This is a genomic window from Paenibacillus sp. DP01 (assembly GCF_044784315.1).
Taxonomy (GTDB): domain Bacteria; phylum Bacillota; class Bacilli; order Paenibacillales; family Paenibacillaceae; genus Paenibacillus; species Paenibacillus polymyxa.
The window spans coordinates 5,549,037-5,561,501 of sequence record NZ_CP173059.1 but is presented as its reverse complement, the minus strand read 5'-3'; the positions used below and the strand labels follow the sequence as shown (position 1 = coordinate 5,561,501).

General features: G+C 45.9%; 7 protein-coding genes. 4 read left to right on the top strand and 3 right to left on the bottom strand.

Annotated elements, in window-relative coordinates; translation table 11 throughout:
• The first annotated feature begins 655 nt into the window (after nucleotides 1–655).
• The 4 genes from ACH59B_RS24505 (at nucleotide 656) to ACH59B_RS24490 (ending at nucleotide 8,099) form a co-directional block, all read left to right on the top strand.
• Nucleotides 656–3,208, top strand: coding sequence for a DUF2339 domain-containing protein (locus ACH59B_RS24505; RefSeq protein WP_019688975.1), 2,553 nt, complete (start codon nucleotides 656–658; stop codon nucleotides 3,206–3,208).
• 162 nt (nucleotides 3,209–3,370) lie between these two features.
• Nucleotides 3,371–4,720 (top strand): sodium-dependent transporter, encoded by a 1,350-nt coding sequence (locus ACH59B_RS24500; RefSeq protein WP_016822637.1) that lies wholly within the window; start codon nucleotides 3,371–3,373, stop codon nucleotides 4,718–4,720.
• A 166-nt stretch (nucleotides 4,721–4,886) separates the two neighbouring features.
• Entirely contained in the window at nucleotides 4,887–6,941 is a 2,055-nt protein-coding gene (locus ACH59B_RS24495) for an acyltransferase family protein (protein ID WP_263560938.1), read from the top strand.
• 201 nt (nucleotides 6,942–7,142) lie between these two features.
• Nucleotides 7,143–8,099: a polysaccharide deacetylase family protein gene (locus tag ACH59B_RS24490; RefSeq protein ID WP_016822639.1), complete on the top strand. Its 957-nt coding sequence runs from the start codon at nucleotides 7,143–7,145 to the stop codon at nucleotides 8,097–8,099.
• Nucleotides 8,100–8,173: 74 nt separating this feature from the next.
• On the opposite strand, the gene ACH59B_RS24485 is transcribed toward ACH59B_RS24490, so the two are convergent.
• From ACH59B_RS24485 to ACH59B_RS24475, 3 genes are all read right to left on the bottom strand, one after another.
• Complete coding sequence (locus tag ACH59B_RS24485) at nucleotides 8,174–9,301, bottom strand: glycoside hydrolase family 105 protein (protein ID WP_107733716.1); 1,128 nt, start codon at nucleotides 9,299–9,301, stop codon at nucleotides 8,174–8,176.
• 46 nt (nucleotides 9,302–9,347) lie between these two features.
• Nucleotides 9,348–10,880: an MFS transporter gene (locus ACH59B_RS24480; protein ID WP_123797797.1), complete on the bottom strand. Its 1,533-nt coding sequence runs from the start codon at nucleotides 10,878–10,880 to the stop codon at nucleotides 9,348–9,350.
• 111 nt (nucleotides 10,881–10,991) lie between these two features.
• Nucleotides 10,992–12,341 carry a right-handed parallel beta-helix repeat-containing protein gene (locus ACH59B_RS24475; protein WP_123797796.1) on the bottom strand — a complete coding sequence of 450 codons (1,350 nt, stop codon included), beginning with the start codon at nucleotides 12,339–12,341 and terminating at the stop codon, nucleotides 10,992–10,994.
• Between the last annotated feature and the right edge of the window lie 124 nt (nucleotides 12,342–12,465).

Sequence of the window (12,465 nt, the reverse complement as noted above, 5' to 3'; positions counted from 1 at the left end):
CGCTTTGATCTCGCGGTGCCACCCAAATTGACCGGACAGCATGACAGAAGTCATACTCTCCAATCCACTTTGCTCCGCTTTAACGGGCGGGTCCGGTCTACTTAGGAACATATCGCCATATCGTACACTAACGTATAATCCTTGGCGTAAACGCCTCCGAGTTGGATGCTCTTCACAGGCACAATGTCGTTTGCTTTTTTGTAAGTATACGAATTTTTGGCAGGTTAATCAAGGGCATGAGTCAGTACACTGGATTACTTCCTTTTTTCAACATGATCTTTCCAATAAAAATAAATACACAATGCGATTAAGATAAGTGGAAACAAGTGAAAAGCATCATTGTAACCTACAGAATGGCTGACTCTTAGAACGTATAAAATCCAAAACATGGACATGCTTGCGATCAAAGCTATAGTACCACTTACTGAATACATGTATATTTCTCCTTTCAATTTCGATTTCATGTTTGCGAAGGGGAAAGGTAGGCTTTATTTCTTATGTATTTCCATTCTACTTCATCTGTGATAATGAAACTGGAAGAATATTTAAGTAATAGCCTTAATTCAGCGTTCAAAATGGGCTATAGTCTCTATAATGCTATTTTAATTTCATGTAAAATGTAATGATTACCAAAACGACAGCGATGGAGGGGAACATGGAGGATTTTAAAGATCGTTTACATACGATCCGCCAAGAACAGAACAAGCTGCTCAAGGAGTATCAAACATTAATCGCAGATTACGAAGCTTCAGATATCATTTTGGAAAACGAGGTTCTGCGAAAAAAGTTCGAGGATTATCAGGCTCGCTGCATTCACTTGGAAGAGCGGGTACGACATATTGAGCAGGAAAATGGAAAGCTGCGTACTGCACTGACGGAGCAGATGTTGAGCGAAAAGGCGAATATGATTCGCATTTCGCGGGAAAAGCTGGAGACCTATTTTGCTTCCAGAACCGCAGAAGGGGAAAACCGGCTGACATCCATTGAATATGGGGCTAAAAACCGGGTGGACCAGCTTATTCAGCAAACCACTCATGAGCTTAAAGAGGATCAGGACGAGATCGTCGCTAGACTGAGACTGTTCTCGGAGGAGATTCGTGACCGGATCATGGAGCAACGCAGGCGGTTTCAGGAGGCAGAGCGCAAATTGCTTCATCAGACGGGAAATGAGCTTCATCAGCTCGGGGAAGAAGAGATCAGCGAAGAAACGATGCAGAAGCGCATGAAGCAGAATCAGTTTGAAATGATGCTGGGATTGAACTGGATTAACAAGCTGGGGATTTTGCTCATTATCTTGGGTGTGGGAGCCGCTTTTAAATACTCATACTCAAACTGGTTTACAGGGAATATGAAGGGCGTTGCGTTCTTTTTGCTAGGAGCGCTGATGCTGGGCGGCGGCGAGTGGTTGTATCGCAAGCAGAAGCAGACCTTTGCGCTCGGTATCTTGGGCGGCGGTATTTCTGTACTGTACGGGTCCATTTTTTATAGCTACTTTTTGCTAGAAATCATAGGAATGTATACAGGTATAGGCTTGTCCGTTCTAGTTACGGTGACCGCTGTGCTGTTGTCCTTAAGATATGAATCTCGAACGATATGTTCCTTCGGTTTAGTAGGGGGATATCTTCCGTTGTTCTCCTATATGGCAGCAAACGGGCTGGAAGGAAACGCCGTGTATATCGCGATGGGCTATCTATTCTTGCTGAACCTGCTGATCCTGCTTGTATCCTTCCGCAAACGGTGGGTCATCGTGCAATATATCAGCTTTCTGCTCAATACCCCATTAATGGTTGTACTCGCGTGGTTATCAGAAAGCAATATAGCCAGCATGCTATATGCAATCATTACATTTGCGATGTATCTCGGGATGACACTGTGGGTGCCGTTCCGACTCAAAACAAAACTATCATGGCTGGATTTCTCCTTGTTGGCTCTGAATACAGTTGTGAGCTGTTCCGTTCTGTATTCTCTGTTCGGCGATGCAGGTCTGGATGATTACAAAGGATTACTGGCACTCGTCTTTTGCTTGGTGTATGGGGGCTTGGGCCAATGGGTTCGGCGATATATTCCAGAGGAGAAACAAACCAAAATACTGTTTTATACGACATCATTGACCTTTGCCATTCTCATGATTCCGTTCCAGTTTGGAGTCAGATGGTTGTCCATGGGCTGGTTAATCGAGGCTGTGCTTCTTACATTGTATGGACATCGCTATCGCTTGAAAGAATTGGAGCGTGCAGGATGGGGCATTCTAGGATTGTGTCTGGGCGCATTCTTTTTCATTGATTTCCCTATATATCTGTTGTCAGGCTTTGAGACAGATTATTTTGGGCTCAAATATACGCTCATTACACTGGGAATGTTGATCGTTACTGTCTTCTATGCGATTGAATATAGTCGTCCGAATGCTTTCAAAAACAATCGTTTGTACGAAATGCATATCATGCAAGGATTTAAGTATGTAGCTTTGGTGAACGTGTACCTCTATCTTTTGTACGAAGCTGGGCATTGGTATAACATCGTCGTATCCGATGAGTTTGCACATTACACCTTGTACAAGGTATTGTTGTTCACCTGCGTATCCCTGGTGTTAGCTTATTTCCTGCCTAAAGTGAAGCTGTTGTACGATCGGGTGATTAAATATTATAGCTTGGCATTGTACGTCATAGGCTACGCGCTGGCATTGGTGGTAACCGTAGCGATTCCAACCTTGCATGAGGATTATGCGCAGAATACGGCTGCTGATTATGTGGCGTTAATTGTACTGGCAGCCTTTAATGTACTGGTATTCTTCAGCAGCAAGGACTTCCTAAACGCACTGATGACGCGACATTATAGAAGTAATGAGCTATATCCGGTCATTATGGGTGTATATTTGTTGGGCATCATTACCGCCTTTCTCGGAGTTCAGTTCCACCTGGGAGACGCAGGTCTTGTGTTCAGTCTGGTGTATCTCCTGTTGGCTATTTTGTATATTGTATACGGCTTCCTCAAGCGAGTGGTCTACATCCGCCGATTTGGGTTGGGCTTGACTCTGCTAGCTACAGGTAAGCTGCTATTGTACGATCTACACCTATTAACGTCGGGAAGTACGATTGTAGCCTATTTCTCCTTTGGGGTTGTATTGCTGGCCATTTCGTATATTTATCAAAAAGTATCCAATCGTATGGGAGAGACCTTTATAAAGAAGGATACTGAAGAAAAAATGTAGTTTTTTGTTGTATTGTGTAGATCCCGAACATTATGAAAATAAATCCGGAAATAGTGAAAAATTATGCATGACCTCGCATCCTACTTACGCTATAATGAGAAAAAATTATTTATGTACGCATGCTCAAGTTTATGCGTAAGTAGAGAGAATGAGGGGGATACCATGAATTTGGGCAAGGGGCAGAATAACCTGTCTGATAAGAATGAACGCTTCTCGTCGGCTGGATTCATTTTGGCAGCGATCGGGAGTGCGGCAGGACTAGGCAACATCTGGAAATTTCCGTATATTACCGGACAATATGGCGGAGCTGCATTTTTCTTGTTGTTTATTGTCTGCTTGTTGCTTGTTGGTTTGCCTGTGCTTTTAGCAGAGCTTGCGCTTGGTCGTGCAGGTCGAGGAAGTGCTGCCTCTGCAATGGTGAAAGTAGGCGGACATCCAATTTGGGGCAAGATGAGCATTATGTTTGTTATCGTGCCGTTTGTTATTTTGTCGTTCTATGCCATTGTAGGAGGATGGACACTGCATTATGCCGTAGAGGCATTTAGCGGAAGTCTGTTTTCGAATAATGATTTTGCTGGTCAGTTTGCTTCATTTTCCTCCGGCTATGCACCGTTGGTATGGTTGTTAATTGTTTTTGCATTTACAGCAGTCGTGGTTACCCTTGGGGTATCGAACGGAATTGAAAAGTTCAATAAAATTTTGATTCCTGCTAAGGTCATCCTGTTGCTCGTGCTGATGATTAACGCTCTCATGCTGCCAGGTTCTGGTGCGGGTGTATCCTTCTTTTTGAATCCTGACTTTTCTAAGTTAAGTATAGAATCTGCATTGGTTGCTTTGGGACATGCCTTCTTCTCCCTCTCACTGGGGATGGGGATCATGGTCACATATGGTGCTTATGTAGATCGTCGACAATCGCTGGGGGGAGCTATGCTGGCAGTGGGTGGCGGGGATTTAATCTATGCGTTTATCGCAGGTATGATCATTTTCCCTACAACCTTCTCCTTTGGTATTAACCCTGCCCAAGGACCGTCTTTGGTCTTTATTGCTTTACCGGCTGCATTCTCTGCCATGCCTTTCGGAGCTTTCTTCGGCGGTTTGTTCTTCGTATTGCTGGCGGTTGCAGCATTAGGCTCTATGGTATCCCTGCTGGAGGTACCCGTAGCTTATGTTATGGAGCGGTTCCGTTGGGGCCGGGTACGCTCGGTTGTCATCGTATCGATCCTGTGTCTGTTGCTGGGTGTCCCTTCTGCATTGTCGATGGGGTTGGTTCCAGAGTTAAAGGTGGGCGACAAATCTTTCTTTGACTTTGTTGACTTCACAGCGTCCAACATCTTCTTGCCATTGGGCGGCTTACTGATAGTTATATTCACAGGGTACTACTGGAAAACTGCTGGCGAGCATGCCAATCTCAAGCCTTTCTGGTTCCGTGTATGGTTGTTCGGCCTTCGGTATGTTGCACCGATCCTGATGTTGTTGGTCTTCCTTCATACTTCAGGGATCATCAAATTTTAATAGACACGAATTAAAAAAAAGGTATTTTCTTCCTAAGGGAAGAGATACCTTTTTTTGTATATCTATCAGTGGTTACCTAACTGTGGAAAGGAATGATATAATAAAAACATTGTCATTAATTTTAACTTCAATGAAATCATTACGATTATGAAGTTTTATATAATGAATGAAAAGGCTACAGGGCATCGCACAGACGATGTGCAGGAGAGGGAAAGGGCAGAAGAGCATTGAAACAGACAGAGAGTTCGAATTTGCAAGAAGGACGGCGGCTGAAATGAAGTCTAATCGGTTGTCGCCACAACGTCGTTATATGCCAGGTTTGGATGGATTAAGAGCACTGGCGGTCATCGCAGTCATTGTGTATCATTTGAATCCGGATTGGTTACCGGGTGGTTTGTTGGGTGTAGGCGTTTTTTTTACTTTGTCGGGGTATTTGATTACAGATATTCTAGTCAGTCAGTGGGATACATATCATAGTTTTAAAATGAAAGATTTCTGGGTGCGTCGTGCCAGAAGATTGCTGCCTGCCATGCTGACGGTGGTGGCTGTCATTGTCCTGTGCTCGTTGCTCTTCGATCCGTCACGGCTTACGGCCTTGCGCGGAGATGTACCTGCCGCATTGGTGTATATGAGCAATTGGTGGTTTATTTTCCATCAGGTTTCGTATTTTGAAAGTTTCGGTCCTCCTTCTCCGCTTGGGCATCTGTGGTCGCTGGCGGTGGAGGAACAGTTTTATATCCTGTGGCCTTTACTACTGGCGCTTGGGCTGAAGTACATGCCCAAGCGTATTGTACTGGCCGGATGGGTGATTTGTCTGGCGTTAATATCCGCGCTCCTGATGGCCGTGATTTACGTACCGGGAAGCGATCCGAGCCGGGTATATTATGGCACGGACACACGCGGCTTCGCTCTACTGATTGGTGCGGCGCTGGCCTTGGTATGGCCAAGCGGCAAGCTGAAAGAGCATGCTTCGGCGAAGGCGCGCTTGCTTCTAGATGGCGTCGGTGCAATCAGCTTGCTGCTGCTATGCCACTGGGCGTGGGCCTCGAATGAATATGACCCAGCTCTGTACCGCGGCGGCTTGCTGGGGATTGCGGTGGTCACTGCTATTGTGGTTGCAGCATTGGCACACCCGGTGAGCCATCTCGGTCGCCTGCTTGGACGCAAGCCGCTGCGCTGGATCGGCGCCCGTTCCTACGGACTGTATCTATGGCATTTTCCAGTTATCACGCTAACGACACCTCAGGTGGATACCGATGGTGTGCATGTGATGCGTATCGTTATACAATTGCTGGCTACCATACTGCTGGCGTCTCTCTCGTTTAAATATATCGAGGAACCGATTCGGCATGATGGATTCCGGCACTGGATTGCAGGAATTCGTTCAGCGGTTCGTCGGCAGATGCGGTGGAGATGGATCTCTACAACCGCAACAGCAATGCTTTGTATAGGTATTGGTGTGGGTACCGTTCACCTGTACGTGGTATCTCCTGACGCAACGTTGCAGGCAGCATCTAGTGATGAGCAGCCAATTGCCAAGGCAAAGGCGATGCCGCCGCTTCATGGAACGGTGTCCGTAGCTTCCAAGGAGCCTACAGCCACCAAGCCGCAAGGAGTCAAGGACAGCAAGGCTTCGTCCCAAGCCCAGACGCCTAAAAATACGGCAGTCAAGGCTGGTACTACGGATGGCGTTACGACACAGATGGAACCTTCGACCACATCCCAAGAAGCTAAGCCTATGACAGGCGATGGCTCTAGTGTGACTGCCATTGGAGACTCTGTCATGCTCGATGTACAGTCGTACATTCAGGAATCCTTCCCAGGGGCTGTTGTGGATGGACGGATCGGCCGCCAAATGGCGGAAGCGCCTGCCGTACTGGAGCAACTGAGACAGAACGGACAGCTGGGCAAGACGGTTATTATTGAGCTGGGTACGAACGGCGCTTTTACCAAGGACCAGCTATCCAATCTGCTCGCCAGTCTGAAGGATACAAAGCATATTATACTTGTGAATACCCGTGTACCTCGGCCTTGGGAGAGCATTGTGAACAAGCATCTTGCTGAAGCTGCATCCCAAGACCCACGAATTACAATGATTGACTGGTATGCAGCAAGCTCCGGTAAAAACTCATATTTTGAGCATGATGGAGTACATTTAAAACCTAAAGGCGCTAAAGCCTATGCGTCTTTACTGGCTCAGGCCCTAACGAAGCAATCTTAATGAACAGAACCGCAATGATATTCATAAATTATGCAAATGCAAGATAAGAAACCACCGGGAGTAGGTTGTCCGTCCCCTGGTTGAAGTGCAACCTTAAACTTTCATCGGCCAAACCTCCCGGTTTTCCAATGTTCGTTGTAAGGTGCGCTTTCACCCTGCTCCGGTGGTTTTTCTTATTTTAGGGTGGAGGTACATAATCTAATGGAAAAGGGTTATTCACATAGTAGAACAAGAGAGCACCGCTTGAAGAGGAACAAAAGAAGGCTGATGCTGATTGCTATTGTATTATTTGTGGCAGGCTGCATTACTTTTATTGCGATAAAGGTCTCAGATAGCAAACCACATGCGCCGACTCAGGAGCTTGCTAAAAAAACAGATTCTGTATCCAAGGACTCATCCAAAGTTAAAGCCAGCGCAGGGGCAAACAATAAAGCAGCCTCTCCAAAAAATGATCCCGGTGTAGAAGACGGTGCCTTTGTTGAAAAATATTTAAATCAGCAAATGCTAGGAAAGATGCCTGATGGAGCCGATGGTAAAAAGGTGGCCTACTTATCCTTTGATGACGGTCCATCTGTGACGGTCACCCCCCAAATATTAGACATTCTGAAAAAGCAAAAGGTCAAGGCAACCTTTTTTATTGTAGGAAAAGAAGCCAATGAGAATGAGCATACCCGGAACCTTATCAAAAGAATTGTCAAAGAGGGTCACGCGATAGGAAACCATACGTACTCACATAACTATAAGTATTTATATCCGAACAGACGAGTAAATACGGATCATGTTATGCAGGAGATCGAGAAGAACAATCAGGTTCTAAAAAGCATTCTGGGACCAGAATTCTCCACCAGAATGATCCGATTCCCCGGGGGGCACATGACATGGAACAGAAGAGATCCACAAGGAATGGCCGCTCTGGATAAGGTTTTACTTCAAAAGGATTACCATCAGGTGGACTGGAATGTATTAACGAAGGATGCAGAGGGAAGATCCAAGAAAGCACCCGCACTAATTAATCAGTTTATGAGGTCAGTCAAAGGCCGAGAAAAAGCGATCATACTCATGCATGACACTTATGGTAAAGAAGAAACAGCCAAAGCATTGCCGCAAATTATAGAATATCTGAAGAAACAGGGATATGAATTTAAGGTTATGAAGTAAGATATATATGAGAAAAGGACGGGGCTCATCGCCACCGTCCTTTGTGCTATTTAAAAGTACATAGTCCGCATCATTTAGATGCGCTCTGCTTCACCCATCGCCTGAATGAAAGCTCCGATACCTTTGGGATCGTTAGTTATAATCGGCTCGCTGATATAGTAAGCGAAGGTACCATCCCGGCGATCTTTACCACCTAGACCGCTTACTTGTACTGTTTTGTTCAGATTCACAAGTCCTTCTTCAGTAATCGTAATAAATTCATCAATAATACCTTTACGGGTGATTTCTGCTTCTTGGCGATAATGCTCTGGCAGATAACCTTTGCGAACACCTTTGGCCATAGCGTATAGAATCATGCAGGAAGCAGATGCTTCCAGATAGTTGCCTTTCACATGGCCCAGGTTGAGCACCTGATAAAAGACGCCGCTTTCTTTATCACGCACTTTCAGCAAGGCTTCCAGTGTTTCTCTCAGCATATCAATCAAGACGGGACGATCTGCATGATCTTCTGGAATGTAGTCCAGCACGTCGACGAGTGCCATGACAAACCAGCCCATTGAGCGGCCCCAGAAATTTTTGGAACAGCCGGTTTCCGGGTTGCACCAATGCTGTTCCCGCTTCTCATCCCAAGCGTGATAGAGCAGACCCGTTTCAGGATCACGCGTATGCTTGTAGCATAGCTTGAATTGCAGGGTCACATCGTCAAACTCTGACGGATCTCCGAATTCGCGAATAAACTCAGCATAGAATGGGGCACCCATGTACAAGCCGTCAAGCCAAATTTGATACGGATAAATTTGCTTATGCCAGAATGCGCCCTCGCTTGTGCGTGGATGTTTTTCCAGCTGACTGCGTAATTGGAAGGCTGCCTTTTTATAGCGTTCATCGCCTGTGGCACGATACAGAGTGAAGAGCAGCTTGCCGTTATTCACATGGTCAATATTATACTCATCTACTTTATAGCGCTGAATCACACCATTTTCATCAACAAAGTGATCCATATGTTTTTTTATATATTCCATATACTTGGGATCGCCTGTCAGTTCGCCAACCCATTCCAAACCTCTGTAAATCACGCCATGGTCATATTCCCATTTTTCATAAAATTCCGGACTCCGTTTAATCACGGAATCGCTCATACGTACAGCCCAGGAATCTGTTTTTGTAGGATTTGTTGTTGGTTGCGATGTTGAATTTGCCATGATACAGTCACCTCTTCAGTAAAGTTCAATCTGTATGTTATTGTTGTTACATAGACGGAGTGTGTGTCTTAGGATCAACGGGTTTGTTCTTAAAGCCCACATTATTGTTGCCCCAGCACCGATCGTAGCTGAAGCCTGTTAGTTGTTCGAACACTTTTCGAGCTTCTGGCTTGGCTGATTTCATGGAGCCACCGTTTTTGAGGCGGTCAATCTCGGCGATTAGCTTCTTGTGGCTGTCAATATCCAGCTTCATTACGACAGAAGCAATCATCCCGATGATCGCGAGAACAATAGTACCCACCACGAGTACATAGAAGATAGCGTGCTGAGCAGAGACTGGCTGACTTTCAGCTCCGGATAGAAAGCCAAAGTGCTGTAACACCCAGCCGAGAATGAAAACGACAACAGCCCGCACCATTTTTCCGGCAAAAGTCATCATACCCGCATAAATACCTTCCCGGCGGCGACCAGTCAGCGCTTCATCCACATCGGCAAGGAATGTGTATTGATTCCAAGGGATGTAGTAGACGCCACCTGTACCAAGCCCCATGAGCAGTGTGATGACATATAGCCACATCATCGTATTAGAGGCTCCTGTGAGATAGAGCAGACCATAACCTGCTACGCTAAAGCAAACGACGACGAGTGCGGCGATGAAAGGCATACGAAACCCTTTACGCACACAGAATTGGATGAAGAAATAGGTAGAAATCAATTGAATGACAGAGTTAAAGCTGTTCAGATTGGATACCATCTCCGAGCTTTGGAACAAGGAGAAAACAATGAAGTACGTAAAAGCTGAAGTAAACAGCCACTCAGCTGAAAATCCGCCCAGGTACATCCCGAGATGATGACGGAACGTCTTTACTCGGAAGGTAGAGGAAATGTCGATAAACAACTTTTTCATGGAATCTATAAAGGAAAGTGGAGCTTCACCTTCCAGTTCCTTTTGCAGTTCTTCACTTGGACGTTCCCAGGAGTTTTTGTACAAGAATGCCATGGCAATCAGCAAGATTGCTGCAAAAACGAGACCGGTATACAAGAAAGGCAATGGAGAGTCTTTGCCATAAGCAGCAATAAAGCGACCAGGGATAAAAGCGGCGGCAAAATTGGCAATTTTACCAAACATGGCCTTCCATCCGGTCAGTCTGGAGCGTGCACCGAAATCCCGGGTCATCTCGGATGCTAGTGCTTCATATGGCACCATGACAGAGGTGTACACCAGTTCAAACAGCACGTACGTACTCAGGTAATACCAGAAGCCCAACCCATCTATCCAAAGCATCGGATACACGAGCATCAGCGGAATACCCATCATGATGAAAAAACGGCGTCTGCCGAATTTACGACCTAAGCGGGTTCGGTGAAAGTTGTCGCTGATAAAGCCCATGATCGGATTGCTGACCGCATCTATGATGCTGGCAACAGAGAAAATGGCTGCGGCCTGAACAGGAGACAGTCCGCAAAAGGTTGTATAAAAGTACATTAACCATGCACCGCTAATAGCAAGTGCACCACTTCCCAGCATGTTACCGCTTCCATAGGCAAGTGTATGTTTCAGTGTGATTTTTCGTTCCATGATCTGTTCACCTCATATTTTGTCTGGTTATGAGGACAATCACCGGTCGCTATATTATGCAGAATGGTCTAGGTTGGTAGATGGGCCAGGCGTCCTGATTAGGTGGGGCTTTTACCGTGCCCCTATATTTCCGCTCGGAGTACCCGAGCCAATCAGATCGCTTCCTTTGGCCAGCTTAAGGAAATCACCCAGCTGGATGGAACCGTCTGTACTTCGAGTGATGGAAGGCACGAGACTAACAAAGTCGTCTGCACTGGCTGTGAGACCTTTGGCATTCGTCGTTTTTTTGTTTTTCCACCAGACGTTAGAGTTATCTTGATCCGTACCACTTGTTTTATCACTTGCTGTTCCCTCGAAAGAAAGATTGTTAATGAACACGTGTTCACCCTTATCAAAGGCGAAATTGCTTTGTCCATTGTCCCATGAGGTATTGTTGGTCAAAGTAATGGAGCCAGGGTTGCTATTGTAGGTGAAACCGTGTTTTTTGTTTTGGAAAGCGATACTGTTTTTTACAATATGGTTGACCTTGATTTTGTCTCCACCCAGCTTAAAGCCGTTGCCGTCACTGTTCGCAGTAGACGTTCCATCAGAGGTTTGCCCGTTGTGATGGGCCACACTGTTCAAAATGGTTACGGCACCGATAGGGCCTGTTTCCGTTTTACTGTACAGATCCCAGCCATCGTCTACGTTGTACGCTGCCAAGCAGTTATCGAACACATTGCCTGATCCTACAGTCAGTTTAGCCGCGAAGCCATCGGCATCCTCGCCATTATCGGGATCGGCGTTATCGTGAGAGTAGGAATTCAAAATCAAATTGTTCGCAGGCCACTCACTGGTGGAAGCGTTAGGGGAGTAGCGTCCGAGTTGGAGCCCGGTATCCCGATTGTGGTGGGTCTCGACGTTTTCAATTCGGTTATTGCTGCCGCCAATATAGATACCGTTATCTCCGGCACCTTTGACTTCAAGACCTTTCACCAGCCAGAAGTCCCCGTTAAGCTGAAGTCCCCGATTAGCTGAACCAAAGGCCTGAGCAGAGAAATCAAGTACAGGTTTTTCACTACCGTAAGCGACTAATCCTTTGAGTGAGCCGTTATTGCCGTTATTTCCACGCTGAATTGTAATCGTTGAGGAGTAGGCGTATTTACCACCGCGCAGGTAGATGGTTTTGCCAGGAGCAATTTGTGTCAGTGCTGCTTCGAGGGTGGTAGGACTAGATATGGTACCCGGATTGGACACGTTACCATTTGGAGCCACATACAAATCGCCTGCCGCTAACGTGGTGGAAACAGTTGTTGAATCGGTTGCACTAACTGCCTCCTCTGTGAGTGTGGTAGAGGGGAGGTTGTTGGATGGAATATCCGCGTAAGCGGTTCCAATAAGACAAGAAGAAGCAAAAACAAAAGAAACACCGAGTCTTAGAGCGTTAAAGCCATTTTTTGAACGATCATTCCGTTTAAACATGTAAATTCCTCCTTATCTGAGCTCATATTTTAAAAGAAGATAGCACATATAAAAGTCGCTCATGCTGTCTTTCCATTAAAAAAACAGGACACCTCCTGGGGGGACAGATTGATCTATCATAAGT

What these genes read in the sequence shown, in the direction of transcription:
- ACH59B_RS24480 (WP_123797797.1), bottom strand. Translation starts at nt 10,880, where the DNA reads ATGGAACGAAAAATCACACTGAAACATACACTTGCCTATGGAAGCGGT.
- ACH59B_RS24475 (WP_123797796.1), bottom strand. Translation starts at nt 12,341, where the DNA reads ATGTTTAAACGGAATGATCGTTCAAAAAATGGCTTTAACGCTCTAAGA.
- ACH59B_RS24505 (WP_019688975.1), top strand. Translation starts at nt 656, where the DNA reads ATGGAGGATTTTAAAGATCGTTTACATACGATCCGCCAAGAACAGAAC.
- ACH59B_RS24495 (WP_263560938.1), top strand. Translation starts at nt 4,887, where the DNA reads ATGAAAAGGCTACAGGGCATCGCACAGACGATGTGCAGGAGAGGGAAA.
- ACH59B_RS24500 (WP_016822637.1), top strand. Translation starts at nt 3,371, where the DNA reads ATGAATTTGGGCAAGGGGCAGAATAACCTGTCTGATAAGAATGAACGC.
- ACH59B_RS24485 (WP_107733716.1), bottom strand. Translation starts at nt 9,301, where the DNA reads ATGGCAAATTCAACATCGCAACCAACAACAAATCCTACAAAAACAGAT.
- ACH59B_RS24490 (WP_016822639.1), top strand. Translation starts at nt 7,143, where the DNA reads ATGGAAAAGGGTTATTCACATAGTAGAACAAGAGAGCACCGCTTGAAG.